The sequence below is a fragment of the Brevundimonas sp. EU05-FHT14B07 genome (genome assembly GCF_058790795.1).
In genome coordinates, this window is sequence record NZ_JBYTCZ010000003.1 from 88,394 (window position 1) to 112,550 (window position 24,157).

Genomic DNA, 24,157 nt, shown 5'->3' on the forward strand with positions numbered 1-24,157 from the left:
ATCGGCCGTACGGCAGGTCGCCGCATTATGACCGGGCGCCCTTTGCGATGAAAGCGGCCTCGTGAGGATAGGACATATTGCCCAATGTCGTTCCTGATTGAAGCTGAGTATCCCGCCGCCTACGAACGCCAACCGTTGCGGCGCCTCCCCCTCGCCCGACGCTTTTCGATTGGATCCGCCTTGCGCCGTCTGCGCCTTCTTTTGCTCGCGCCCATCGTGGCCCTGCTGTCGGCCTGCAACCTGGTCGTCCTCAACCCTGCCGGCGACGTCGCGTCCCAGCAGGGTGATCTGCTGATGATCTCGACCCTGCTGATGCTGATCATCATCGTGCCCGTGATGGGTCTGATCGTCTTCTTCGCCTGGAAGTATCGAGCGTCGAACAAGGAGGCCGAGGCCGACTACCGTCCCGATTGGGACCACTCCACGTCGTTGGAGCTGGTCATCTGGGCCGCGCCGCTGATGATCATCATCTGCCTGGGCGCCCTGACCTGGGCTGGCACGCACCTGCTGGACCCCTATCGTCCGATCGACCGGATCAAGCCGGGCCAAGCCGTTGAGGAAAGCGTCGAGCCGTTGCAGGTCAATGTCGTCGCGCTCGACTGGAAGTGGATGTTTATCTACCCGCAGTACGGCGTCGCCACGGTTAATGAACTGGCCGCGCCGGTTGACCGTCCTATCCGTTTCCACATCACCTCGTCCTCGGTGATGAATAGCTTCTACATTCCCGCCCTGGCCGGTCAGATCTACGCCATGCCGGGCATGGAGACGAAGCTGCACGCCGTCATCAACCGTCCGGGCGAATACGAAGGCTTCTCGGCCAACTATTCCGGCGACGGCTTCTCGCACATGCGCTTCGCCTTCCACGGTCTGGATCAGTCCGGGTTCGACCAATGGATCGCCGGCGTGCGCCAGGGCGGCCAGACGCTGGACCGCGATCGCTATCTGGAGCTGGAAAAGCCCAGCGAGAAGGTGCCGGTCATGCGCTTCGGCGCCGTGGATGGCGCGCTGTGGGACGCGATCCTCAACATGTGCGTCGAGCCGGGTAAGATGTGCATGGGCGAGATGATGGCCATCGACAAGCAGGGCGGCCTGTCCATGGCGTCGGTGCGCAACACCATGCCGCTGGTCTATGACAAATACGCCGGTCGCGGAAAATCGCCCGCCTACTTCGGCTCTAACGACAGCTACGTCATGACGATCTGCACCCCGCTGCAGGCCGAAGCGGCGGCAGCCGACCGCATGCGCCGCGCCGAACTGGATACGGTCGCCGGACCGACCAGCCTGGAGCGCCTGACCGGGCAGGGGTTGTCGCCCGGTCAGCCTCCGATGGCCTCGCTGACGACGCTGGCCCGCAATCCCTTCGCCACGGGGCCGGTTCCGACCGACGTCCGTTCCGCCCCCAACGCCTGAGCGAACACAGTCGATGAACGCTGATCAACTCATTCCGCTAATCTTCGGGCGCCTCACGCTTGAGGCTTTGCCGTTGCACGAGCCGATCCTGGTCGTGACCATGTCGGTCGTGCTGCTGGGCGGCCTCGCCCTGTTCGGCGCCCTGACCTATTTCAAGCTGTGGGGCTATCTCTGGAAGGAATGGTTCACCACCGTGGACCACAAGAAGATCGGGATCATGTACATGATCCTGGGTCTGATCATGTTCGTGCGCGGCTTCGCCGACGCCATCATGATGCGCCTGCAACAGGCGATGGCTTTCGGCGGGTCCGAGGGTTACCTGAACGCGCACCACTATGACCAGATCTTCACCGCCCACGGCGTGATCATGATCTTCTTCGTGGCCATGCCGCTGGTGACGGGCATCATGAACTATGTCGTGCCGCTGCAGATCGGCGCGCGCGACGTGTCCTTCCCCTTCCTGAACAACTTCAGCTTCTGGATGACCACGGCCGGCGCCATCATCGTCATGGCCTCGCTGTTCGTGGGCGAGTTCGCGCGCACCGGCTGGCTGGCCTACCCGCCGCTGTCGGGCATCGGTTACAGTCCCGGCGTCGGCGTCGACTATTACATATGGGCGCTGCAGATCGCGGGGGTGGGGACGACACTGTCCGGCATCAACCTGATCGCGACCATCGTGAAGATGCGCGCGCCCGGCATGGGCATGATGAAGATGCCGGTCTTCACCTGGACCTCGCTGTGCACCAACGTACTGATCGTGGCGTCCTTCCCGGTTCTGACCGCCGTCCTGGCCCTGCTGACGCTGGACCGTTACGTCGGCACCAACTTCTTCACGAACGACTTCGGCGGCAACCCGATGATGTACGTGAACCTGATCTGGATCTGGGGTCACCCCGAGGTCTACATCCTGATCCTGCCGCTGTTCGGCGTCTTCTCGGAGATCGCCTCGACCTTCTCGGGCAAGAAGCTGTTCGGCTACACCTCCATGGTCTACGCCACGGTCGTCATCACGATCCTGTCCTACTTGGTCTGGCTGCACCACTTCTTCACCATGGGCTCGGGCGCCTCGGTGAACAGCTTCTTCGGCATCACGACGATGATCATCTCGATCCCGACGGGCGCGAAGATCTTCAACTGGCTGTTCACGATGTACCGTGGGCGCATCCGGTTCGAGCTGCCGATGATGTGGTTGGTCGCCTTCATGCTGACCTTCGTGATCGGCGGGATGACGGGCGTGCTGCTGGCGGTGCCGCCGGCCGACTTCGTGCTGCACAACTCTCTCTTCCTGGTGGCCCACTTCCACAACGTCATCATCGGCGGCGTGCTGTTCGGCCTGTTCGCGGCGATCAACTTCTGGTGGCCCAAGGCCTTCGGCTTCAAGCTGGACAAGAAGTGGGGCCTGATCAGCTTCTGGTGCTGGGTGCCCGGCTTTTGGCTGGCCTTCCTGCCGCTGTATGTGCTGGGCCTGATGGGCGTGACGCGCCGGATGCGGGTGTTCGACGATCCCTCGCTGCAGATCTGGTTCGTTATCGCCGCCATCGGCGCCGGCGTCATCGCCCTGGGCATCGCGGCCATGTTCATCCAGTTCGCCGTGTCGATCATCAACCGCGACAAGCTGCGCGACACGACGGGCGACCCGTGGGGCGGCCGCACGCTGGAGTGGGCGACCTCGTCGCCGCCGCCGGCCTACAACTTCGCCGCCACGCCCTACGTCCATGACGCCGACGCCTGGTGGGACATGAAGAAGCAGAGCTATCAGCGTCCGCTGAGCGGCTACAAGGCGATCCACATGCCCTCGAACACGGGGGCGGGGATCATCATCTCGGGCCTGTGCCTGGTGATGGGTCTGGCCTTGATCTGGTACATCTGGTGGCTGGCCGCCATCAGCTTCATCGGGGTGTTGGCCGTATCGATCGGCCATACCTTTAACTACAAGCGCGACTACTACATCCCCGAGGATGAGGTCCGCGCGACAGAAGAGGCGCGCACCCGCGCCTTGGCCGGAACGGAGGCCTGATCATGAGCGCGACTGCGACCGAGATCGACCGGACCGTCTTCCACCTGGAAGAGGAGCCGCACCACGAGGAAGGCTCCAGCACCATGCTGGGCTTCTGGCTCTATCTGATGAGCGACTGCCTCATCTTTGCGATGCTGTTCGCCGTGTTCGGCGTGCTGGGCGGCAACTACGCCGCCGGGCCGGGGCCCAAGGAGCTGTTCGACCTGGAGCTGGTGGCGATCAACACCGCCATGCTGCTGTTCTCGTCGATCACCTACGGCTTCGCCATGCTGGCTATGGATCGCAACAACCAGCGTCAGACCCTGGTCTGGCTGGCGATCACCGGCCTGTTCGGCCTGGCCTTCCTGGGGATCGAACTCTACGAGTTCGCGCACCTGATCCATGAAGGCGCCACGCCGCAACGCAGCGCCTTCCTGTCGGCCTTCTTCACCCTGGTGGGCACCCACGGCCTGCACGTCACCTTCGGCATCATCTGGCTGGTGACGCTGATGGTTCAGGTCAGCATGAAGGGCCTGATCCCCGCCAACAAACGCCGCCTGATGTGCCTGTCGATGTTCTGGCACTTCCTGGACGTCATCTGGATCGGCGTCTTCACCTTCGTCTATCTGCTGGGCATCCTGAGATGAGCGCCGACATGAACGACCACAGCCCTGAGTCTCATGAGACCGACCACTTGGGTCACGAGGGGCACAATCACGGCTCCTTCAAGAGCTATATGATCGGCTTCGTGCTGTCGGTGATCCTGACGGCCATCCCGTTCGCCCTGGTCATGACCGGCGTCCTGCCGACCCAGGCGACGGCCCTGATCGTCATGGGCTTCGCCGTGGTGCAGATCGTGGTGCACATGATCTACTTCCTGCACATGAACTCCAAGTCCGAGGGCGGCTGGATCATGCTGGCGCTGATCTTCACGATCATCGTGGTGGTCATCGCCCTGTCGGGTTCGCTGTGGGTCATGTACCACCTGAACACCAATATGATGCCCATGACGCACGACATGGCGCAGATGGGCGGCTGAGGTCGAGATCACGGACCCATCCTCAGTCCCGGCCGGCGGCAAGGCCAGACGTTCGCGATCCTTCCGCATGGCGGTCGTGGTCGCGGGCCTGGCGCTGTTCGTCGGGTTCCTGGCGCTGGGCGGGTGGCAGGTTCAGCGCCTGGCCTGGAAGACCAATCTGATCGCCCAGGTCGATGCGCGCGTTCACGCGACCGCCGTCCCAGCGCCTGGCCCGACCCAATGGGCCGGCGTGACGCGCGACAAGGATCAGTACCGCAGAGTTACGGTTCGCGGTCGATTCCTGCACGACAAGGAAACACTGGTTCAGGCGGTGACCGACGCCGGCGGCGGTTTCTGGGTCATGACGCCTCTGGTTGATGACCGGGGTTTCACCGTCCTGATCAATCGCGGCTTTGTGCCCGCAGGCCGACGCGATCCGGCCGTCCGCGCCGATGGTCAGGTCGAGGGACCGCAGAGTGTGACGGGACTGCTCCGAATCACCGAGCCGAAGGGCGGATTCCTGCGCGCCAATGATCCCGCCGGTGATCGCTGGCGCTCTCGTGACGTCGCGGCGATCGCTGCGCGGCGGGGCCTGACGACCGTCGCGCCCTATTTCATTGATGCGGACGCCAGCCCGAACCCAGGGGGATGGCCGCGCGGAGGGCTGACGGTGATCCGCTTCGCCAACAGCCATCTGGTCTATGCCTTGACCTGGTTCGGCATGGCGCTGCTGACCCTGGTCGGTCTTTGGCTGTTCCTGCGCGACGGCAGGCGCAACAGGTCGTGACGACGACAACTGTACAGAGGCTGCTGGGCCTTGGGTTCAGAGGCGGGGTCGCGACCCACGGCGGCGCCAACCGCCGCAACATGCTGCTGCTGATCCAGCTGCGCTGGCTGGCGGTCGCCGGGCAGGTGGCGACGATCCTGCTTGTCCAGTACGTGATGCGGATCCCGCTGCCGGTGCTGTGGTTGCTGGCGGCGCCGGCGGGTCTGGTGCTGGTCAATCTGGTCAGCGCGCCGTTGACCGTGCGCCGGCAGGAGGTCGAGGATCAGGCGCTGATGATCGCCCTCTTGGCGGATGTGGCGGCCCTGACCTGGCTGCTGTTCCTGACCGGGGGCGCGGCCAATCCGTTCGTGGCGCTGTATCTGCTGCAAGTCGTCTTGGGAGCGGTGCTGCTGGCGCCGGTCTATGCGTGGGCGCTGATCGCCATCACCAGCCTGTGTTTCGCCGGGCTGGGCCTGCATTCCCGCCCGCTGAACCTGCCGCCGGCGCGCGAGGATTCGCTGCTCAGCCTCTATCTTCAGGGCAGTCTGATCTGTTTCGTGCTGATGGCCGTGCTGCTGGTGCTGTTCGTCACCCGGATCAGCCAGAACCTGCGTGAGCGCGACGCCTCCATGGCCGCCCTGCGCCAGCAGACGGCTGAGCATGATCATATCGTCCGCATGGGCCTGCTGGCGTCGGGCGCGGCCCACGAGTTGGGAACGCCGCTGGCTTCGCTGTCGGTGATCCTCAGTGACTGGAAGCGGATGCCGGCCCTGACCCAGGACGCCGACCTGGCCCAGGACATGACGGTGATGCGGGCCGAGGTCGAACGCTGCAAGGCCATCGTCACCGGCATCCTGATGTCGGCCGGCGAGGCGAGGGGACAGGCGCCCGAGCGCACGACCCTGCGGGCGTTCGTCGCCGATGTGGTGGCCAGTTGGAGCGGCGACGGTGTGGCGGTGCAAATCCGCGATGAACTGGCCCAGAACCCGCCGATCATCGCCGACCCGGCCCTGCGTCAGGTGCTGGGCGTGCTGTTCGACAATGCGGTCGAGGCCGGAGCGAGCCGCATCACCGTGACCACGACACGCACGGACGAGGATTTCGGCATCGCGGTCCGCGACGACGGACCGGGCTTTCCGCCGGCGATCCTTCAGGCCTGGGGCAAGCCCTACAACTCCACCAAGCCCAGGCCCGGCGCCGGTCTTGGCCTCTTTCTGCTCATGAATGTGATCCGGTCGCTGGGCGGACGGGTAGAAGCCTCCAATCCCCCGGCGGGCGGCGCAGAAGTGCGTCTCACCCTGCCGCTTTCGGCGTTGGCTCCGACACACGAGATCGCGCATGACCGATGACGCCAGATTGCTGCTGATCGTCGAGGACGACGAATCGTTTTCGACCACCCTGCGACGCTCGTTCGAACGGCGTGGCTATACGGTCGTCAGCGCCGCCAGTCCCGACCAGATGACCGAGGTGCTGAAGACGCATCGCCCCGGCTATGCGGTCGTCGATCTGAAGCTGGGCGGCCATTCCGGCCTGACCTGCGTCGAGGCTTTGCACGCTTTCGATCCCGAGATGAACATCGTCGTCCTGACCGGCTTCGCCAGCATCGCCACGGCGGTCGAGGCGATCAAGCTGGGCGCCCGGCACTATCTGGCCAAGCCCGCCAGCACCGATGACATCGAAACCGCGTTCGGCCGGGCGGACGGCGACGCCGAGACGCCGCTGGGCACGCGCCCCACTTCGATCAAGACGCTGGAGTGGGAGCGGATCCACGAGACGCTGGTGGAGACCGACTTCAACATCTCCGAGGCGGCGCGGCGGTTGGGCATGCACCGCCGCACCCTGGCCCGGAAGCTGGAAAAGCGCCGCGTCACCTAGTCCAGTTCGGCCGTGATCTGGTCGGCCAGCGCCCGCAAGGTCGCCGTATCCGCCATCGGCGCATGGTCGTGACCCTTCATCTCACGATCGGCCCAGCGCGGCACGATGTGGAAATGCAGATGGAAGACCGTCTGTCCGCCCGCCTCGCCGTTGAACTGCAGGATCGACAGGCCTTCAGGCTTCAGCGCTTTCTCGACCGCCTTGGCCGTGCGTTGCAGGGCGGCGGTCATGCGGGCCAGCACCTCGGGCTCGATCTCCAGCAGATTACGCGCCTGGGACTGTTTGGCGATGATCAGGACGTGGCCTTCCGACTGGGGAAACACGTCCATGAAGGCCAGGACGTGGTCGTCCTCCCACACCTTCACCGACGGAATGTCGCCGCGCAGGATCTTGGCGAAGATGTTGTTGGTGTCATAGGCGCCGTGCAGGCTCATGAGCGGTCTCCGTGCGGTTCGAACCTTCGATAGCAGCGCTGTCCACGGAGGGGGAGCCTTCGCCCACGCCATGCATTATGGTCACGCTTGAACGTAACGAGGCACGTCATGATCCGTTTCATCATCCAGGCGCTGGTCACTATGGCGGGCCTGTGGCTGTCCGCCCAGGTCGTGCCGGGCGTGGACTTCACCAGCACGGGGTCGCTCATCGCCGCCGCCATCATTCTGGGCCTGGTCAACGCCTTTGTGCGGCCGATCCTGGTCGTGCTGACCTTCCCGATTACCGTCGTGACCCTTGGACTGTTCCTGCTGGTCGTGAACGCCGCAATGATCGGGCTGACCTCCATCTTGCTGGACGGCTTCCGCGTCGACGGCCTGTGGGCCGGCATCGGTGCGGCCATCGTGACCGGCGTCGTCAGCTGGATCGCCGGCGCCTTCATCGGCGGCGGTGAAGAGGCGCGGGGCTGATAGACGAAGCTTGTTGGGCTGCCAAAGCCTAGGTCGTGGGCACCCTGTAGGACGCCGCCGTCTCGATGATGAGGACCAAGCTGAGCATGTCCTTTGCGATCAGCCGAAGGCCACTGTGACCATTGCAGCATGGGGGCGGTATCGGGGTTCCGATCGCAGTCACCGTCCAACCCGCACGAGTGAACGCCGCAGTCGACTGGATGACGATGCGAGGCGGTCGCGACAAGGCACAGGTTAAGGGCGCGATTGGCTCGCCGTCGACTGAAGGCGGAGCAAGGCCTTCTGGCCAAGGCCCGACCTGATCATATTGACGAATGCCCGGAAGCATTGGCCCCATTTGAAGCTTCAGGGCTTGCGGCAGAGACTGGCAATATTGATCCGTCAGGGGCGGGCCGCTTGCTCTTGAGAATCTCAGATAGGCGACGGGCTTTCCAGCTTCCTCATATTCGCAATAAGCCCCCTCCGCTGTGGCGTCGCCCGGTGCGCCAAGACGAGATGTTGATAGGGTCGCATCGGGTATGCGCGACGGACAAAAGAAGCCGGAAGTTACATGCCGAAGGCCGCCGTCTTCGACCACGAAGGCGTCGGACACCGTGTTGTCCACGGTGGCCTGTGCCGATATCGCGCTGAGTATCAGGGCGGACAGCAACGCTGCAGACATTTATCCCACCTTCACTCGCGTCGCCGCTTCCGGCAGATCCTCGCCAAAGGCGCGCTGGTAGAACTCGGCGATGGTCGGGCGTTCCAGCTCGTCGCACTTGTTCAGGAAGGTCAGGCGGAAGCTGAGGCCCAGGTCGTCGTTGAAGATCTGGGCGTTCTGGGCCCAGGTGATGACGGTGCGGGGCGACATGACGGTCGAGATGTCGCCATTCATGAAGGCGTTGCGGGTCATGTCGGCGACGCGGACCATGGCGGCGATCCGGCGGCGGCCCTCGGCGTCCTTCCACTCGGGCACCTTGGCGGCGACGATCTCGGCCTCCACGTCGTGATCGAGATAGTTCAGCGTGGTGACGATGTTCCAGCGGTCCAACTGGGCCTGATTGATCTGTTGCGCGCCGTGATACAGGCCCGTGGTGTCGCCCAGGCCGATGGTGTTGGTCGTGGCGAACAAACGGAAATAGCGGTTCGGGCGAATGACGCGGTTCTGGTCCAACAGGGTCAGGCGACCTTGGGCCTCCAGTACGCGCTGGATCACGAACATCACGTCGGGCCGGCCGGCGTCGTATTCGTCGAAGACCAGGGCGATGGGGCGTTGCAGCGACCAGGGCAGGATGCCCTCGCGGAACTCGGTGATCTGCTTGCCGTCCTTCAGGACGATGGCGTCCTTGCCGATCAGGTCGATTCGGCTGACGTGGCTGTCCAGGTTCACGCGAACCAGCGGCCAGTTCAGGCGGGCGGCGACCTGTTCGATGTGAGTGGATTTGCCGGTGCCGTGATAGCCCTGAACCATCACGCGGCGGTCGAAGGCGAAGCCGGCGCAGATGGCGATCGTCGTCTGGGGATCGAAGCGATAGGCCTCGTCGATCTCGGGCACATGGCTGTCGCGCTCGTCGAAGGCGGGCACGGTCATGTCGCTGTCCACGCCGAAGGCTTCGCGCAGGGTCACGCGGCGATGCGGCTCGAGCGTCAGCAGGGGATCGGGGGAGGCGTCGAGCGGGGAGGTCATGGACCTCATCTAGAGGCGCCGCGCGCGCGGCTCAACACGCGCGCGGCCCTTGGCGTCGGTTATTTCGCGCTCAGGCGAACATCGACGTTGTTGCGGGTGGCGTTGGAGTAGGGACAGACTTGGTGCGCCTTTTCGATCAGGTCGTCGATGACGGCCTGGTCCAGACCGTGGTCGGTGACGGTCAGGTCCACGTCGAGGTTGAAGCCTTCACCCTTGGTGTTCTTGCCGAAGCCGACACCGGCGGTGACCTTGGTGTCGGGGCTGACGGGCTTGCCGGCCTTGCCGCTGACCAGACGCAGGGCGCCGAGGTAGCAGGCGGCGTATCCGGTGGCGAAGAGCTGCTCGGGGTTGGTGCCGTCGCCGCCCTTGCCGCCCATCTCGGTCGGCGTCGACAGTTTGACGTCGATCTTGCCGTCGTCGGTGGCCGAACGGCCGTCTTCGCGGCCTCCGCCCGATGCCGTTGATTGGGCGCGATACAGAACTTCCATGGCAGGCTCCTTGGGTTGGGATGCTTGAGATGGGAGCTTAACGGCGGACGGGAAGGGGGCGTTGCATCGCGGCTCTAGCCATCGGCGGGCGACGCGGGCTAAAGCACCTGCTGGGGCGCGTCGTCGGAGTACGCAGTGAAGATTGCCGAACGCTGGTTCGTGTGGGCGGGCATGGTTCTGCTGGGCGGCATCGCCCTGGCGGGGTTGGTCGTCGCCGTCTATGCCGCGTGGCTGTTCCACGACCTGCCTGATGCGTCGGAGCTGGCGGACTATCGCCCGCCGACCGCGACGCGCGTCTATGCCGGCGACGGCACCCTGATCGGCGAGTTTTCGGACGAGCGCCGGATCTATGTCTCCTACGACCAGATTCCCCAGCCGGTGATCCACGCCTTCCTGGCGGCTGAAGATCGCAACTTTTTCCAGCATGGCGGCATCGATGTGGGCGGCATCGGCCGCGCGTCGCTGAAGAACGTCTTCAACCTGGCGTCGGGACGCCGGCTGGAAGGCGGTTCGACCATCACCCAGCAGGTGGCCAAGAACGTCCTGCTGACCAACGAATCCAGCCTGAACCGCAAGCTGAAGGAAGCCATCCTGGCCAATCGCCTGGAGGCGACCCTGTCCAAAGAACAGATTCTCGAGCTGTACCTGAACGAGATTTTCCTGGGTTATCGCTCGTTCGGCATCGCTTCGGCGGCCTACAACTACTTCGGCAAGTCGCTGGCGCAGCTGACGCCCGACGAAGCCGCCTTCCTGGCGTCCCTGCCCAAGGGGCCGAACAACTATCACCCCAAGCGTCACCCCGGCGCGGCCAAGGGCCGTCGTGACTGGGTGCTGGGCGAGATGGAGCAGAGCGGCTGGCTGACGCCTGAACAACTGGTCGAGGCCCGCGCCAAGCCTCTGGTCACGCGCGATGCGCCCCAGCGGTCGGATTACAAGGACGCCGACTTCTTCGTCGAGGAGGCGCGGCGCCAGGCCGCAGCCAATCCCCAGTTCGGCGAGCAGCTGCGCGCCGGCGGCTTCTATATGCGCACGACCCTGGACCCCACGCTGCAGACGGCGGCGCGCCGGGCCCTGATGCAGGGGCTTGAGAATTATGACCGTCGTCACGGCTGGCGCGGCGGGTGGGGCACGACCGACTTCGCCGACGGCTGGCAGGCGGTCGCGCTGAAGGAACAGGCGCCGCCCGAACGCCGCAGCTGGCAGGCCGCCGCCATCGAAAGCGTCAGCGGCAACACGGTCCGCATCCGCACGGCCCGCGACGACAAGTCCGGCACGCTGCTGGCGTCGGACGCGGCCTGGGCCAACGCCAATCGCCAGCTGAAACGCGGCGAACTGATCTTCGTGGAGCCGCAGGGCGGCCAGTTCGCCCTGAAGCAGGTGCCGCGCGTCAACGGGGCGCTGGTCGCCATCGAGCCGCAGTCCGGCCGCGTGCTGGCGATGGTCGGCGGCTACTCCTACGCGCTGTCCAGCTTCAACCGGGCGACCCAGGCGCGGCGCCAACCGGGTTCAGCGTTCAAACCGTTCGTCTATGCGACAGCGTTGGAGGGCGACTTCACCCCGGCCTCGATCGTGCTGGATGCGCCGATCAGCTTCGCCGGAGGGCCGAACGGCCAGCGCTGGACGCCAGAGAACTACAGCCGCCAATACTATGGCCCTCAGACGCTGCGGCGCGGGCTGGAACTGTCGCGCAACGTGATGACGGTGCGGTTGGCCCAGTCGGTCGGGATGAAGAAGATCGTCGATCAGTCGGCCAAGATGGGTCTGCCGGGCATGACGCCGAACCTGTCGGTGTCGCTGGGCGCTGGCGAGGTCACGCCGCTTGAGATCACGGCCGCCTATTCCGCCTTCGCCAACGGCGGGCGGCGGGTGACGCCCTATCTGATCGACTATGTGCAGGACCGCGACGGCGAGACCATCTTCCGCGCCGACAATCGCAGCTGCCGCGAATGCGGACGGGGCTTCTCGGGTCAGGAATCCCCGCGCCTGCAGCAGCGCGGCACCCAGGTCATCGACCCGATCACCGCCTATCAGATGAGCTCCATGCTGGAAGGCGTCGTTCAGCGCGGCACCGCCGCCAGCGCGCGCGGCCTGGGCCCCTGGGTCGCGGGCAAGACCGGCACGACCAACGAATATCGCTCGGCCTGGTTCGTGGGCTTCACCACCGACATCGTGGTCGGCGTCTTCATCGGCTTTGACGACAACCGCTCTCTGGGATCCGGAGAAGCCGGCGCGTCGGCCGCCGTGCCGGTCTTCACGGAGTTCATGCAGACGGCGTTGAAAGAAAGGCCGGCTCGCCCGTTCGTGCGGCCCAAGAACGCCATCTTCCGGACCGTCAACGGCATCGAGGAGGCCTTCCGCCCCGGCACCGAGCGCCAGGCCCCGCCGCCGCGCCCGACCGGGCCGGCTCAGCCCGTTGGACCGCAGAATTATTATGAGGTGATCCGCCGCGAGCAGGAGGCCGCCAGCGGCGCGCCCGCCTCATCGCCGGCGCCCACCGCGCCGCCGCCGCCCAAGAAGGCGCCGGCCGAGGACTTGAGCGGATTGTACTGAGGCTCTAGGTAGGCCTTTCGAACGGCGCGTCCTCGTGGCGCGCCGTTTTCCATTAATCCTGCCCTGTCGCGCGTCCTGCGGACCGCGCTGCTTCAGGGCGTTGTGTCGCGGAGATTGCGATGAGACCGGATGTCGAGGCCATGAAGGCCGACATCGAGCAGAGCGTCGCTCTGCTCAGGAGGCGTCTTTGACTGGGATGTCGCTTTAAGAAAGCTCGATGAGCTGAATGCGCGGGTCGAGGATCCGACACTGTGGGACAAGCCCGACGAGGCCCAGGCCGTCAGCCGCGAACGCTCGCAGCTGGAAGGCAAGATCAACACCGTCAAGGCGATGGAGCAGGACCTCGAAGATGGGGTGATGCTGGCCGAGATGGCGGACGAGGAGGGCGACGAGGGCGCGCTGGAAGACGCTCGCGCGTCACTGCGCGGCATCAAGGAACGCGCCGCCCGCGCCGAGCTGGAAGCCCTGCTGTCCGGGGAGGCTGACGGCAATGACGCCTATCTGGAAGTGAACTCCGGCGCCGGCGGCACCGAGTCGAACGACTGGGCCGGCATGCTGCTGCGGATGTATTCGCGCTGGGCGAAGGCGCACGGCTATGAGGTCACGATCGAAGCGCACGAAGAGGGTGAACAGGCGGGGGTCAAATCGGCCACCATCCTGATCGAGGGGCCCAACGCCTATGGCTGGCTGAAGTCGGAATCAGGCGTGCACCGCCTGGTCCGCATCAGCCCCTATGACGCGGCGGCCAAGCGCCACACCAGCTTCGCCTCCATCGGGGTGTCGCCGGTCGTGGACGACGCGATCGAGATCGACATCAACCCCTCGGACGTCCGCACCGACACCTATCGCGCCTCGGGCGCGGGCGGTCAGCACATCAACAAGACCGACTCGGCTGTGCGCCTGACCCACACCCCGACCAACACCGTCGTGGCCTGCCAGGCCGGCCGGTCGCAGCACCAGAACCGCGAGATGGCCTGGAAGATGCTGCGCGCGCGCCTGTACGAGCTGGAACTGCAGAAGCGTGAGGCGGCGGCTCAGGCGCTGGCCGACGCCAAGACCGACATCGGGTGGGGTCACCAGATCCGCTCCTATGTCCTGCAGCCCTATCAGATGGTGAAGGACCTGCGGACCGAGGTTGAGACCTCGGACACCCAGGGGGTGCTGGACGGCGACCTGGACGCCTTCATGGGCGCGGCCCTGGCCCAGCGGGTCGGCGAGACCCGAGGATCGAGCGTGGACTGACGGAAAAGGGCGGCTCGGATGAGCCGCCCTTTTTGTTTTGGCCTATCGGCCTTGCAGCCGACTTGAGCCCCTTCACATTCGACGCGGTCAGGCGGCGGTCTTGTCCGCCTTGTCGGCCTTCGGCGCGGGGGCTTCCAGCATGGCGGCGCCGGGGGTGTCGCGCTTGGCCTGGTTGCAGCGGCCCTGGAACCAGGCGCCCTGGTCGATGGCGAGTTGCTCTTGCGTGATGTCGCCCTCGACGCGGGCGGTGGCGTGCAGCTTGACCTGTTTGGCGACGATGGCGCCCGAGACGCGGCCGCGCACGTCAAGGACGTCGGCATGGACCGTGCCCTCGACCGAGCCGCCTTCGCCGATCACGACGCGCGAGACGCGAACATCGCCCTTCAGCGAGCCGTCGACCTGAAGCTCGCCGGCGCCGGAGATGTTGCCTTCGTATTTCACGCCGGCCGACAGGGTCGACAGATTGCTGGACCGGGCCGCCGGACGGGCCGGTTCGGGCGCGCGCGGCGCAGGCGTCGTGGCGGGCAGAGATGGCGTGCTCGCAGCCGTCGGCGTGGGCGTGGTCGGTTCGGGCGCCGGGGGGATGCCCAGGCCGTTCGATCCGCTGTCGTAGGATTTGCTCTTGGTGAACATGGTGCGCTCCGCATCTGCCAGCCAAGGCCGGCCAAGCCCCTATTAGCCCCGACGCCCACTAGGCCGTGGAGGAGGGGCCAAGGTCAAGCATCGCTTCCGAACGACGCTCGCCGATCAAAGGGCCCTGGCGGCCTCCAGCACGGCGGCGGCGTGGTCGGCGACCTTCACATTGCGCCAGGCCTTGGCGACGCGGCCCTCGGCGTCGATCAGGAAGGTGGCCCGCTCGATGCCCATATATTCGCGGCCATAGAGCTTTTTCTGCACCCAGACGCCCCAGGCCTCGCAGGCGGCGCCGTCCTCGTCGGAGGCCAGGGTGACGGCGAGATCGTATTTGGCTTTGAACTTGTCGTGCTTCTTCACCGTGTCCTTCGACACGCCGATGACAGGCACGCCCAGAGCGGCGAAGTCAGAGGCCAGGGCGGTGAAGTCCTGGGCCTCACGCGTGCAGCCGGTCGTGTCGTCCTTGGGGTAGAAATAGACGACAGCAGGCTTGCCCTTGAGGGCGGCGAGGGTGACGTGGCCGCCGCCGTCCGTGGGTAGGTCGAGGGCAGGCGCGGGCTGACCTTCAGTGGCGGACATCAGACGGGCCTCACCAGAACGATCTTTTTCTTGCCGGCCGCGAGTTTGATGACGCCGTCCTTGAGGTCGGCTTCGGTCAGCAGTTGAGCGCCGTCGGACACCGCGGTGTCGTTCAAACGCAGACCGCCGCCCTGGGCCAGGCGACGGGCCTCGCCGTTGGACGCCGTCAGGCCGGCCTTTGTCACGACAGCGGCGATCATGGCACCGTAGACCTCGGCCGACGGCAGTTCGACGGTCGGCAGGTCAGCGGACAACTGACCCTTTTCAAAGTTGCTTTCGGCGGCGGCGCGCGCCTTTGCGGCCTCGTCCGCGCCATGCAGGAGCGTGGTCGCGGCGTCGGCGAGGGCCTTCTTGGCGTCGTTGATGGCCGCGCCTTCCAACGCTTCGTATTCCGCGATCTGTTCCAGGCTCAGGTCCGTGAACAGGCGCATGAAGCGGCTGACGTCGGCGTCCTCGGCGTTACGCCAGAACTGCCAGTAGTCGTAGGGGCTGAGTTGTTCGGCGTTCAGCCAGATGGCGCCCTGAGCGGTCTTGCCCATCTTGCCGCCGGATGCCGTGGTCAGCAGCGGCGTGGTCAGGCCGAAGGCGGCCTTTTGATCCACGCGGCGCACCAGATCCACGCCCGAAGTGATGTTGCCCCACTGGTCCGAGCCGCCCATTTGCAGGGTGACCCTGTGGCTGCGATTGAGCTCCAGGAAGTCCACCGACTGCATCAGCATGTAGTTGAACTCAAGGAAGGTCATGGGCTGCTCACGCTCCAGACGCAGCTTGACCGAGTCGAAGGCCAGCATCCGGTTGACGGTGAAGTGGGTGCCGAAATCCCTCAGGAACTGAATGTAGCCGTAGCCGGACAGCCAGTCGTCATTGTTGACCATGACCGCATCGGTCGGTCCGTCGCCGAACGTCAGGAACTTGGCGAAGACCGTCTTGATGGTGTCGATGTTGGACTGGATCGTCTCTTCAGTCAGTTGCGGACGCGACGTATCCTTGCCGGTGGGGTCGCCGACCTTGGTCGTGCCGCCGCCCATCAGGACAATGGGCTTGCCGCCCGCCTGCTGAAGCCGGCGCAACATCATGATCTGGATCAGGCTGCCGACGTGCAGTGACGGCGCAGTGGCGTCGAAGCCGATATAGCCCGGCACCACGCCCGCAGCGGCCGCCTCGTCCAATTCGACGGGATGGGTGATCTGATGGATGTAGCCGCGCGCTTGAAGCGTGCGGAGGAAGTCGGATTTGAAGGCGTGTTCGGTCATGGTGAGGCTGGGTTAGCAGGGATGACGAGGGTCGTCTTCCCCTAGTCGAGGCGGCGCTGGCTGTTCAGACGGTGCGGATGAAAAACACCGTCTAAAGTGTCTAATTCGTCTAATCTCGGTCGGCGAAAAATCGCACTGCACCGCGAAAACGCGTGCAAAACGCAAGATGGTGCAATTTCAGGTGGAGCGGCTTTGGGATGGCGCGACCATTGTAACGCCGTTTCAGGCCGCGATGGGTACGACGACGCTGCTGCGCCTCATGCCGCTGTAAATGCAGCCGATATTCCGCGCAGATGCGATGCCTGACGACGTACCGCCGAGCTGTCCGCCTTCAGGGAATCACCCGGTTGAGGACCAGCGCAAATAGGGCGACGACTACTGTCCATGTCAGGAACACGGAAGACGGCTCGGACGATGTGCCGCTGACGACCAAGCACGGCGTGAGCAGACCCACAACGAGGTGGAGGCGATCATTTAAAAATTCGCGCTTCTCAGGGAAGGTCATCTGCGGACCGTAGGGCGAGCGCTTGGGCATGCTGCAATGCTTTCACACCGGTCAGAAGCAAGCAAGGGTTGATGAGGCGTCGGGCAAGTCGGTCGGGCGATGGTTTTCGACGCTGTTTGCAAAGCGAAACGCATTTGCACAATCGGTCCCAGGTGGAGGAAGTTGGAGGCCGGCTCTTGATCTAACGCGTGGGCCTGCGAAGCAGCTTTCGCTCGACCAGCCACCAGGTAGCGTTCGCCAGAGACGCCCCGATGGCGCCGCAAAGCGCCACCGTCAGCATGTGCGGCAAAGGCGGGGGCGCGGACTCGCTCAAGAGCAACAGCGCGAAGGTATAGGCGAATGTCAGCGCAAAAAGGACGAGGAACCTCATCTCCAGATTGTAGATGCGCCGCCTCGGTCGATGCAATCGACGAGTTGGCCGGCCTGCGATACGAAGGCGCCATGCGTCTGCCCCTGATCCCGCATCCGACATCCAGCCCGGCGGGGCTGACGCTGGAGGTCGAAGCGCGGCGAGCCGGGCGAGTTCTGAGCCTCGAGTATGTGCTGGCCGGACCGGTGGAGCGTGTGTGGCCGCCGGAGGCGGCGGCGCGGGTGCGGACTGACGAGTTGTGGCGGACGACCTGTTTCGAGGCGTTCGTGCGGACGACGGGCGGCTATGTCGAATACAATCTGTCGCCGTCGGGGGCGTGGGCGGCTTATCGGTTCGACGGCTATCGCGACGGGATGCGGGAACTGGACATGCCCGCGCCCTTCATCGTGACGCGGTCGGCGCCTAGTCAGTTCGTGCTGACGGCGGACGTGACCTTGCCGGTGGATGCGGTCGGGGCGGCGGGGTTGGCGGCGGTGATCCGGGGCGTGGACGGGGCGATCGGCTATTGGGCGCTGGCGCATCCATCGGATAAGCCGGACTTTCATCATTCCGACTCGTTCGCGCTGGACCTGACATGAACTTTGGCCTCGACCGCCTTTTGTCCGACGATGCCCTGCGTGCGCAGTTGAAGGGGCGGCGCGTGGCCTTGCTGGCGCATCCGGCGTCGGTGACGAACGATCTGACCCACGCGGTCGACGCCCTGGCCGTCTGTCCCGAGATCCGGCTGACCGCCGCCTTTGGCCCGCAGCACGGGATGAAGGGCGATCTGCAAGACAATATGATGGAGAGCCCGGATTATCGCGATCCGGTCCACGGCATCCCCGTGTTCAGCCTGTACGGCGAGGTGCGGCGTCCGACCGAGGCGTCGATGGACACGTTCGACGTCATCCTGATCGACCTGCAGGACCTGGGGTGCCGCATCTACACCTATGTGACGACGCTGCTCTATGTGCTGGAGGCGGCGGCGAAGCACGGCAAGGCGGTGTGGGTGCTGGATCGGCCCAATCCGGCGGGGCGGCCGGTCGAGGGGATGACGCTGAAGCCCGGTTGGGAAAGCTTTGTCGGAGCAGGGCCGATGCCGATGCGGCACGGGATGACGCTGGGCGAACTGGGCCATTGGTTCATCGCTCTCCATAGCCTGGACATCGACTACAAGGTCATCGAGATGCAGGGCTGGGCGCCGGAGGAGGGGCCGGGGTACGGATGGCCGCTGCTGGACCGGTCGTGGGTGAACCCCAGCCCCAATGCGCCCAACCTGTCGATGGCGCGGGCATACGCCGGGACAGTGATGCTGGAGGGGGCGACCCTGTCGGAAGGCCGCGGCACGACGCGGCCGCTGGAACTGTTCGGGGCGCCCGACATCGACGCGCGGGCGGTGATCGCGGAAATGCACGCGCTGGCTCCGGACTGGCTGGGCGGCTGCATCTTGCGCGACATGTGGTTCGAGCCGACCTTCCACAAGCACGTCGGAAAGCTGTGCAGCGGGGTGCAGATCCACGTCGATCACCCTGGCTACGACCATGCGGCCTTCAAGCCGTGGCGGGTTCAGGCCCTGGGCTTCAAGGCGATCCGTCGGCTGTATCCCGACTACGATCTGTGGCGGGATTTTCCGTATGAATATGCGTTCGGCAAACTGCCCATCGACGTGATCAACGGTGGGCCGGGCCTGCGGGAATGGGTGGACGACGCCGGCGCGACGCCGGGCGATTTGGACGCGACGACGCAGCCGGACGAGGCGGCGTGGGAAGAGGCGCGGCGACCGTTCCTGCTCTATTGATCTTTGCCCAAAGTTCGCCATCAAGGCGCGATCACCTCTCGGCCTGATTGTGGAGGGGTGTTGTGATTGGATCGATTTTTGCCGTTGCGCTGCTGACGTCTCAGGCACCGGCTGAACCGAGCGTCGAAGTCAGAGCCTTGGTCGCGCCGGTGGCCGAGGCGATCGCAGCCGAAAAGGCGCGTCAAGCCGCCCTGCCGCCGACGACCTCTGACCGCGAGCGGCTCGAACGCATGGGCGCGCTGGATCAGGTCGGCAGGCGCGCGGTTACGGTGCTGGATTTCAGCGCTCTGCCTGCCGACGAGCGACAATCCGCTGAGACCTTGGCGTGGGCGGACATCAACGCGGTCGACAAGGCCTTGCTGGAAGAGCTTTTGACTATGGTTCCGGCGGAGGGATGGTTCAAAAAGTCAGTCTATGGCGAGCGTGCAGCCGGCGCCGCCTTCCTGATCATTCAGCATTCCGATCTGGAAAACTGGCGACGGTTCGTTCCCGTGCTGGAGCCGCTGGTGGCGCAGGGCGAAGTCGAGGGTCAGAGCTATGGTCTGATGTACGACAGGCTGGCGATAAACGAAGGCCGCCCGCAGCGTTACGGCACACAGATGACCTGCAAGGAAGGGCGTTGGGTGGTCGACACGCTTGAGGATCCGCAGCGCGTCGAACAATGGCGGCGCGAGATGAAGTTTCCATGGACGCTGGCGGAATACGAGGCGCGCTTCAGGGATTATCCGCCTTGCACCCAGCAATAGTCGCCATAACCAAAATCTATTGCGCATCCGCAAATAAGTGATTGGGCTTATTTTGTGCAGTGCGGTAGGGAGAGGGTCTCCCAAACACCTTGCATTGGATTTTGCGCATGGCCCTCATCAACACGACCATCAAACCCTTTACGGCCGAAGCTTATAAGGGCGGCAAATTCCTGACGGTCACGGACGCCGACGTCGCGGGCAAGTGGGCGATCTTCTTCTTCTATCCGGCCGACTTCACCTTCGTGTGCCCGACCGAACTGGAAGACCTGGCCGACCACTACGCCGAGTTCCAGAAGCTGGGCGTCGAGATCTATTCGGTGTCGACCGACACCCACTTCTCGCACAAGGCCTGGCACGACTCGTCGCCGGCCATCGGCAAGATCGAATACACGATGCTGGGCGATCCGTCGGGCCTGGTGACCAACAACTTCGACGCCATGCGTCCTGGCGTGGGCCTGGCCGACCGCGCGACCTTCCTGGTCGATCCGGACGGCGTGATCCAGTTCACCGAAACGACGTCGGAAGGCATCGGCCGCAACGCCGCCGAACTGCTGCGCAAGGTCAAGGCCGCCCAGTATGTGCGCTCGCACCCGGGTGAAGTCTGCCCGGCCAAGTGGGAAGAAGGCGAAGCCACCCTGGCCCCGTCGCTCGACCTCGTCGGCAAGATCTAAGACTGACTACGCCTATCGGGTCCGGCCTTCGGGTCGGACCCACCCGGCCGCCTCCCAAATGCGGGACGCGGACCTTATCGCGCAGGCCTCGCCGGGATCGGCTCGAAGGCGGCACGTTACCCTGAAATTCGAGGAGCATCCGATGCTAGACGCCAATCTGAAATCCCAGCTCGAAGCCTACCTCAAGAACATCGTCCATCCCGTCGAATTGGTCGCCTCGCTGGGCGCGGGGCCGAAATCGATCGAGCTGAAGACCCTGCTGGAGGAGATCGTCTCGGTCTCGCACGGCAAGGTCGAGATGGGCCGCGACTATGACGACGAGCGCCAGCCCAGCTTCCTGATCCGCAGGAAGGGTACGGACATCGGCGTGCGGTTCGCGGGCATTCCGCTGGGCCACGAGTTCACCTCGCTGGTGCTGGCTCTGCTGCACGTCGGCGGCCATCCGTCCAAGGCGGCGCAGGAGGTGATCCAGCAGGTCAGGGACCTGGACGGCGACTATGTGTTCGAGACCTACTTCTCGCTGTCGTGCCAGAACTGCCCGGACGTGGTGCAGGCGCTGAACCTGATGAGCGTGCTGAACCCGCGCATCAAACACGTCGCCATCGAGGGCGGCCTGTTCAAGGACGAGGTCGAGGAACGCAAAATCATGGCCGTGCCGACGGTCTTCCTGAACGGCGAACTGTTTGGTCAGGGCCGGATGGAGCTGGAGCAGATCGTCGCCAAGCTGGATTCCGGCGCCGAAGCCCGCGCGGCCGAGCGGCTGAAGTCCAAGGATCCGTTCGAGGTTCTGGTGGTCGGCGGCGGGCCGGCCGGGGCGGCGGCCGCCATCTATACGGCGCGCAAGGGCATTCGTACGGGCGTCGTCGCCGAACGCTTCGGCGGACAGGTGCTGGATACGATGGCGATCGAGAACTTCGTCTCAGTCCCCTACACCGAGGGCCCCAAGCTGGCGGCCCATCTGGAACAACACGTCCGCGAGTATGAAGTGGACCTGATGAACCTGCAGAAGGCGGCCAAGCTGATCCCGGCCAAGGTTGCGGGCGGCCTGCACGAGGTGGTGCTGGAGAACGGCGCATCGCTGAAATCGCGGACCGTCATCCTGTCGACCGGCGCTCGCTGGCGCCAGATGAATGTGCCGGGCGAGGACCAGTACAAGAACAAGGGCGTGGCCTATTGCCCGCACTGCGACGGGCCGCTGTTCAAGGGCAAGCGGGTGGCGGTGATCGGCGGTGGCAACTCCGGCGTCGAGGCGGCGATCGACCTGGCGGGCATCGTGGCCCATGTTACCCTGATCGAATACGATAGCGAGCTGCGGGCCGATGCGGTGCTGCAGCGCAAGCTGGCGACCCTGCCGAACGTGCGGATCGTAACCTCGGCCCTGACGACCCAGGTGCAGGGCGACGGCGAGAAGGTGACGGGCCTGTCCTACAAGGACCGCAACTCCGACGCCCATCACGACGTCGATCTGGAAGGCATCTTCGTGCAGATCGGTCTGGTCCCGAACACCGAATGGCTGCACGGCGCGGTGGGCCTGACCCCGCGCGGCGAGATCGAGGTGGATCACCGCGGCGAGACCTCGCAGCCGGGCATCTTTGCGGCGGGTGACGCGACGACCGTGCCGTACAAGCAGATCGTCATCGCCATGGGCGAGGGGTCAAAGGCGGGTCTGTCGGCCTTCGACTACATGATCCGCACCGAGCCGGCGAAAGAGGCGGTGGCCGAACCGGCGTGATCGCTCAACGGTGAGGGCAGCCGGGCCAGCAACAGGGGCGGCGCTTGCCGTCGGTCAAGCTCGCCCGGCCCCAATCCAGCCGTTTGCGACGGGTTTCCGACTTCTTGGCGGACTCGATCCAGCAGATCCATTCGTTGCGGGCCAGGGGCGTGATGTCGCGCCAGGTCGCCAGGGCGTCAGGCGCGGCGACCAACGCCGCGCGCAGGTCGTCCGGCAAGTCGTGAACCACGCCGCCGGTGATGTCGGTCGCATCGGCCATGCCCATTTGTCGCAGCGACAGGTCTGGTCCGCAACGGCGCGTTAGAACCGCCGTGCGAGACCGACTCCGAACTCCACATCCGGGCTGTCGTCGTTCAGGCCAAAGTTGAGACCGAAATCCAGTTGGGCGTCGGGCAGGAACGGGGGCGACCAGACGGCGGTCAGGTCGAAGGTGGACTGGGTGGTCACTTCCACCGGATCATCGTCGCGGCTGACCCAAAGCTCGGCGCCCAGATCCCAGCGGCCGAAGCCGCGGCCGACGCCGGCGACCATCGTATAGGCGGCGTGGCGGCCGTCGCCGTCCGCGTCCGAGACCCAATCGACTTCGGGTGATAAACTCAGACTCCAGTCGTCGTTCAGCGGGATGGAGACCGGCAGGATGACGCCGCCTTCGAAACCATCCGCGCGAATGTCGGGCGCACCCGTCGGCGCGGTGATGAAGCCGGAAATCGCGACGGACAGGCCCGAGCCATCGGGGTTCTTCAGAGAATGGCGCAGGCCGAGACTGAGATCGCCGACGCCTTCGTTCACATCGCGGTCGCGTGTCGCGCGGTCGAGGATTCGTTCGTGGGTCCAGGTCGTGAGCCCGAGTTGAAGCTCAGTCAGGCCCGTCAGGCCATAGCGCACGAACAGGTCGCCGGCGTCCCAGGTGTCGGTCCGTGTCGTACCGTCCGTCTGGCGAGCGCCGTCGAACAGGCCGAGTTCGACCTGCCAACGGCCTTTGTCGAGAATGCAGGTAGGAGTGCCCTTGCCAGGGCGATCGGCGCAGAAATCGCGCTCTTGCGCGGGGGACTGAGCCGCCACGGCCGTGGTCAAGGCCAGGGAGGCGATCAGGGCGATCAGAAGGGGCGGACGCATGGCGGATCTCGCAGCGATGTCTCGCACGATCATGCCGCCCGCGCCTTAATCAGCCGTGACGCCAAGTCTAATATCAGGCCGGATGTCAGGCCGGCTTTTCTTCCAGACGCTTGTCCAGATAGGCGCCGACGCGGGTTTCGACCGCGCTCATGTGGTCCTGCCAGAAGTGGCTGGCGCCCTCTTCCAGTTCGTAGTCGATGATGATGCCCTTTTGGGTGCGCAGCTTGTTGACCACGCGCTCGACCTCGACCGGCGGGACGATGGTGTCGGCCGTGCCATGCAGGAACAGGCCGGACGCCGGGCAGGGCGCCAGGAAGCTGAAGTCATACATGTTCGACGGCGGCGAGACCGAGATGAAGCCGTCCGTCTCGGGGCGACGCATCAGAAGCTGCATGCCGATGTAGGCGCCGAACTGATAGCCGGCGACCCAGGTCTGGCTGGCGCCGGGGTTGTTGGCCTGAAGCCAGTCGAGGGCGGTGGCCGCATCGGCCAGCTCGCCGATGCCCGAATCGAACTCGCCCTGCGACTTGCCGACGCCGCGGGAGTTGTAGCGCAAGGTCGCAAAGCCACGCTGCTGGAACAGTTGGTGCAGGGTGACCGCGACCGGATTGTTCATATGTCCGCCCGCCTTGGGGTGCGGATGCAGGATCAGCGCGATCGGGGCGTTCGGGCGCTTGCCCGGGGAATAGCGGCCTTCGATGCGACCGGAGGCGCCGGGCAGGATGACTTCAGGCATAGGGGCTCTGGAATCCGTTCAACTGTCATTTCGCGAGTGCGTAATACTTGACCGCGGAGGTGGGACTTTCTAAGTCCCTCCGCAAGCGCGCCGCCTTTGCGAAGGCGCGGGTTCTAGCACAGGAGC

At 65.1% G+C, this 24,157-nt stretch carries 24 protein-coding genes; 15 read left to right on the forward strand and 9 right to left on the reverse strand.

Translation table 11 applies throughout. From position 1 onward, the window contains the following. Positions 1-180: 180 nt before the first annotated feature. The 7 genes from cyoA to AC3WRC_RS08310 all read left to right on the forward strand — a co-directional run bounded on the left by cyoA (position 181) and on the right by AC3WRC_RS08310 (position 7,065). The gene (gene cyoA, locus AC3WRC_RS08280) at positions 181-1,410 is read left to right on the forward strand and encodes a ubiquinol oxidase subunit II (RefSeq protein WP_492303533.1); all 1,230 of its coding nucleotides are present in this window, start codon (positions 181-183) and stop codon (positions 1,408-1,410) included. 13 nt (positions 1,411-1,423) lie between these two features. Beyond that, positions 1,424-3,427, forward strand: a complete 2,004-nt coding sequence (cyoB, locus tag AC3WRC_RS08285) for a cytochrome o ubiquinol oxidase subunit I (RefSeq protein ID WP_492303534.1) — start codon at positions 1,424-1,426, stop codon at positions 3,425-3,427. Between the two features lie 2 nt (positions 3,428-3,429). Continuing rightward, positions 3,430-4,053, forward strand: a complete 624-nt coding sequence (gene cyoC, locus AC3WRC_RS08290; RefSeq protein WP_492303535.1) for a cytochrome o ubiquinol oxidase subunit III — start codon at positions 3,430-3,432, stop codon at positions 4,051-4,053. Continuing rightward, positions 4,050-4,445 (forward strand): cytochrome o ubiquinol oxidase subunit IV, encoded by a 396-nt coding sequence (cyoD, locus tag AC3WRC_RS08295; RefSeq protein WP_082465001.1) that lies wholly within the window; start codon positions 4,050-4,052, stop codon positions 4,443-4,445. The genes cyoC and cyoD overlap by 4 nt, the downstream gene beginning before the upstream one ends. A 67-nt stretch (positions 4,446-4,512) precedes the next feature. Next, on the forward strand, positions 4,513-5,211 hold the full coding sequence (locus tag AC3WRC_RS08300) for an SURF1 family protein (RefSeq protein ID WP_492303536.1): 699 nt from the start codon (positions 4,513-4,515) through the stop codon (positions 5,209-5,211). Then, the gene (locus AC3WRC_RS08305; RefSeq protein WP_492303537.1) at positions 5,208-6,539 is read left to right on the forward strand and encodes an ATP-binding protein; all 1,332 of its coding nucleotides are present in this window, start codon (positions 5,208-5,210) and stop codon (positions 6,537-6,539) included. Before AC3WRC_RS08300 ends, AC3WRC_RS08305 begins: the two co-directional genes overlap by 4 nt. Then, complete coding sequence (locus AC3WRC_RS08310; RefSeq protein ID WP_066626535.1) at positions 6,529-7,065, forward strand: response regulator transcription factor; 537 nt, start codon at positions 6,529-6,531, stop codon at positions 7,063-7,065. The genes AC3WRC_RS08305 and AC3WRC_RS08310 overlap by 11 nt, the downstream gene beginning before the upstream one ends. Here AC3WRC_RS08310 and AC3WRC_RS08315 read toward each other — a convergent pair. Further along, positions 7,062-7,499, reverse strand: a complete 438-nt coding sequence (locus tag AC3WRC_RS08315) for an HIT family protein (protein ID WP_492303538.1) — start codon at positions 7,497-7,499, stop codon at positions 7,062-7,064. The genes AC3WRC_RS08310 and AC3WRC_RS08315 overlap by 4 nt on opposite strands. A 108-nt stretch (positions 7,500-7,607) precedes the next feature. Here AC3WRC_RS08315 and AC3WRC_RS08320 point away from each other — a divergent pair, with 108 nt between their 5' ends. Further along, entirely contained in the window at positions 7,608-7,967 is a 360-nt protein-coding gene (locus AC3WRC_RS08320) for a phage holin family protein (RefSeq protein WP_492303539.1), read from the forward strand. 661 nt (positions 7,968-8,628) lie between these two features. Here AC3WRC_RS08320 and cobS read toward each other — a convergent pair. Both cobS and AC3WRC_RS08330 read right to left on the reverse strand, forming a co-directional pair. Next, positions 8,629-9,633, reverse strand: a complete 1,005-nt coding sequence (gene cobS, locus AC3WRC_RS08325; protein ID WP_055753459.1) for a cobaltochelatase subunit CobS — start codon at positions 9,631-9,633, stop codon at positions 8,629-8,631. Between the two features lie 59 nt (positions 9,634-9,692). Beyond that, positions 9,693-10,121, reverse strand: a complete 429-nt coding sequence (locus tag AC3WRC_RS08330) for an organic hydroperoxide resistance protein (protein ID WP_492303540.1) — start codon at positions 10,119-10,121, stop codon at positions 9,693-9,695. Positions 10,122-10,256: 135 nt separating this feature from the next. Between AC3WRC_RS08330 and AC3WRC_RS08335 the strand changes: the two genes are divergently transcribed. Together AC3WRC_RS08335 and prfB are read left to right on the forward strand one after the other, a co-directional pair. Continuing rightward, the gene (locus AC3WRC_RS08335; protein WP_055753461.1) at positions 10,257-12,671 is read left to right on the forward strand and encodes a penicillin-binding protein 1A; all 2,415 of its coding nucleotides are present in this window, start codon (positions 10,257-10,259) and stop codon (positions 12,669-12,671) included. A gap of 119 nt (positions 12,672-12,790) precedes the next feature. Continuing rightward, positions 12,791-13,913 (forward strand): peptide chain release factor 2 gene (prfB, locus tag AC3WRC_RS08340; RefSeq protein WP_099052186.1). Its coding sequence is split into 2 segments (ribosomal slippage): positions 12,791-12,859 and positions 12,861-13,913, totalling 1,122 coding nucleotides; the frame shifts between segments, so codons are not numbered across the junction. Positions 13,914-14,000: 87 nt separating this feature from the next. Here the strand turns inward: prfB and AC3WRC_RS08345 are convergent. From AC3WRC_RS08345 to tyrS, 3 genes are all read right to left on the reverse strand, one after another. Then, positions 14,001-14,546, reverse strand: a complete 546-nt coding sequence (locus AC3WRC_RS08345; protein WP_082465003.1) for a bactofilin family protein — start codon at positions 14,544-14,546, stop codon at positions 14,001-14,003. Between the two features lie 114 nt (positions 14,547-14,660). After that, the gene (locus AC3WRC_RS08350) at positions 14,661-15,125 is read right to left on the reverse strand and encodes a peroxiredoxin (RefSeq protein WP_492303541.1); all 465 of its coding nucleotides are present in this window, start codon (positions 15,123-15,125) and stop codon (positions 14,661-14,663) included. After that, complete coding sequence (tyrS, locus tag AC3WRC_RS08355) at positions 15,125-16,378, reverse strand: tyrosine--tRNA ligase (protein WP_492303542.1); 1,254 nt, start codon at positions 16,376-16,378, stop codon at positions 15,125-15,127. The genes AC3WRC_RS08350 and tyrS overlap by 1 nt, the downstream gene beginning before the upstream one ends. A gap of 844 nt (positions 16,379-17,222) precedes the next feature. On the opposite strand from tyrS, the gene AC3WRC_RS08360 reads away from it, so the two are divergent. From AC3WRC_RS08360 to ahpF, 5 genes are all read left to right on the forward strand, one after another. Next, positions 17,223-17,831: a DOMON-like domain-containing protein gene (locus tag AC3WRC_RS08360; protein ID WP_492303543.1), complete on the forward strand. Its 609-nt coding sequence runs from the start codon at positions 17,223-17,225 to the stop codon at positions 17,829-17,831. Continuing rightward, entirely contained in the window at positions 17,828-19,030 is a 1,203-nt protein-coding gene (locus AC3WRC_RS08365) for an exo-beta-N-acetylmuramidase NamZ family protein (protein ID WP_492303544.1), read from the forward strand. The genes AC3WRC_RS08360 and AC3WRC_RS08365 overlap by 4 nt, the downstream gene beginning before the upstream one ends. A gap of 137 nt (positions 19,031-19,167) precedes the next feature. Continuing rightward, entirely contained in the window at positions 19,168-19,776 is a 609-nt protein-coding gene (locus AC3WRC_RS08370) for a DUF6624 domain-containing protein (RefSeq protein WP_492303545.1), read from the forward strand. Positions 19,777-19,883: 107 nt separating this feature from the next. Continuing rightward, positions 19,884-20,447 carry an alkyl hydroperoxide reductase subunit C gene (ahpC, locus tag AC3WRC_RS08375; RefSeq protein ID WP_017504020.1) on the forward strand — a complete coding sequence of 188 codons (564 nt, stop codon included), beginning with the start codon at positions 19,884-19,886 and terminating at the stop codon, positions 20,445-20,447. A 142-nt stretch (positions 20,448-20,589) separates the two neighbouring features. Then, on the forward strand, positions 20,590-22,179 hold the full coding sequence (gene ahpF, locus AC3WRC_RS08380; protein ID WP_492303546.1) for an alkyl hydroperoxide reductase subunit F: 1,590 nt from the start codon (positions 20,590-20,592) through the stop codon (positions 22,177-22,179). Between the two features lie 4 nt (positions 22,180-22,183). Here the strand turns inward: ahpF and AC3WRC_RS08385 are convergent, their stop codons facing one another. From AC3WRC_RS08385 to AC3WRC_RS08395, 3 genes are all read right to left on the reverse strand, one after another. After that, on the reverse strand, positions 22,184-22,438 hold the full coding sequence (locus AC3WRC_RS08385; RefSeq protein WP_055753469.1) for a YdeI/OmpD-associated family protein: 255 nt from the start codon (positions 22,436-22,438) through the stop codon (positions 22,184-22,186). Between the two features lie 41 nt (positions 22,439-22,479). Beyond that, a complete protein-coding gene (locus AC3WRC_RS08390) occupies positions 22,480-23,295 on the reverse strand; it encodes a transporter (protein ID WP_492303547.1) in 816 nt (271 codons plus the stop codon). Between the two features lie 85 nt (positions 23,296-23,380). Continuing rightward, complete coding sequence (locus tag AC3WRC_RS08395; RefSeq protein WP_017504016.1) at positions 23,381-24,031, reverse strand: alpha/beta hydrolase; 651 nt, start codon at positions 24,029-24,031, stop codon at positions 23,381-23,383. Between the last annotated feature and the right edge of the window lie 126 nt (positions 24,032-24,157).

What these genes read in the sequence shown, in the direction of transcription:
- cyoB (WP_492303534.1), top strand. Translation starts at nt 1,424, where the DNA reads ATGAACGCTGATCAACTCATTCCGCTAATCTTCGGGCGCCTCACGCTT.
- cyoC (WP_492303535.1), top strand. Translation starts at nt 3,430, where the DNA reads ATGAGCGCGACTGCGACCGAGATCGACCGGACCGTCTTCCACCTGGAA.
- cyoD (WP_082465001.1), top strand. Translation starts at nt 4,050, where the DNA reads ATGAGCGCCGACATGAACGACCACAGCCCTGAGTCTCATGAGACCGAC.
- AC3WRC_RS08300 (WP_492303536.1), top strand. Translation starts at nt 4,513, where the DNA reads ATGGCGGTCGTGGTCGCGGGCCTGGCGCTGTTCGTCGGGTTCCTGGCG.
- AC3WRC_RS08310 (WP_066626535.1), top strand. Translation starts at nt 6,529, where the DNA reads ATGACCGATGACGCCAGATTGCTGCTGATCGTCGAGGACGACGAATCG.
- AC3WRC_RS08315 (WP_492303538.1), bottom strand. Translation starts at nt 7,499, where the DNA reads ATGAGCCTGCACGGCGCCTATGACACCAACAACATCTTCGCCAAGATC.
- AC3WRC_RS08320 (WP_492303539.1), top strand. Translation starts at nt 7,608, where the DNA reads ATGATCCGTTTCATCATCCAGGCGCTGGTCACTATGGCGGGCCTGTGG.
- cobS (WP_055753459.1), bottom strand. Translation starts at nt 9,633, where the DNA reads ATGACCTCCCCGCTCGACGCCTCCCCCGATCCCCTGCTGACGCTCGAG.
- AC3WRC_RS08330 (WP_492303540.1), bottom strand. Translation starts at nt 10,121, where the DNA reads ATGGAAGTTCTGTATCGCGCCCAATCAACGGCATCGGGCGGAGGCCGC.
- AC3WRC_RS08345 (WP_082465003.1), bottom strand. Translation starts at nt 14,546, where the DNA reads ATGTTCACCAAGAGCAAATCCTACGACAGCGGATCGAACGGCCTGGGC.
- AC3WRC_RS08350 (WP_492303541.1), bottom strand. Translation starts at nt 15,125, where the DNA reads ATGTCCGCCACTGAAGGTCAGCCCGCGCCTGCCCTCGACCTACCCACG.
- tyrS (WP_492303542.1), bottom strand. Translation starts at nt 16,378, where the DNA reads ATGACCGAACACGCCTTCAAATCCGACTTCCTCCGCACGCTTCAAGCG.
- AC3WRC_RS08360 (WP_492303543.1), top strand. Translation starts at nt 17,223, where the DNA reads ATGTCAGCGCAAAAAGGACGAGGAACCTCATCTCCAGATTGTAGATGC.
- AC3WRC_RS08365 (WP_492303544.1), top strand. Translation starts at nt 17,828, where the DNA reads ATGAACTTTGGCCTCGACCGCCTTTTGTCCGACGATGCCCTGCGTGCG.
- ahpC (WP_017504020.1), top strand. Translation starts at nt 19,884, where the DNA reads ATGGCCCTCATCAACACGACCATCAAACCCTTTACGGCCGAAGCTTAT.
- ahpF (WP_492303546.1), top strand. Translation starts at nt 20,590, where the DNA reads ATGCTAGACGCCAATCTGAAATCCCAGCTCGAAGCCTACCTCAAGAAC.
- AC3WRC_RS08385 (WP_055753469.1), bottom strand. Translation starts at nt 22,438, where the DNA reads ATGGCCGATGCGACCGACATCACCGGCGGCGTGGTTCACGACTTGCCG.
- AC3WRC_RS08390 (WP_492303547.1), bottom strand. Translation starts at nt 23,295, where the DNA reads ATGCGTCCGCCCCTTCTGATCGCCCTGATCGCCTCCCTGGCCTTGACC.
- AC3WRC_RS08395 (WP_017504016.1), bottom strand. Translation starts at nt 24,031, where the DNA reads ATGCCTGAAGTCATCCTGCCCGGCGCCTCCGGTCGCATCGAAGGCCGC.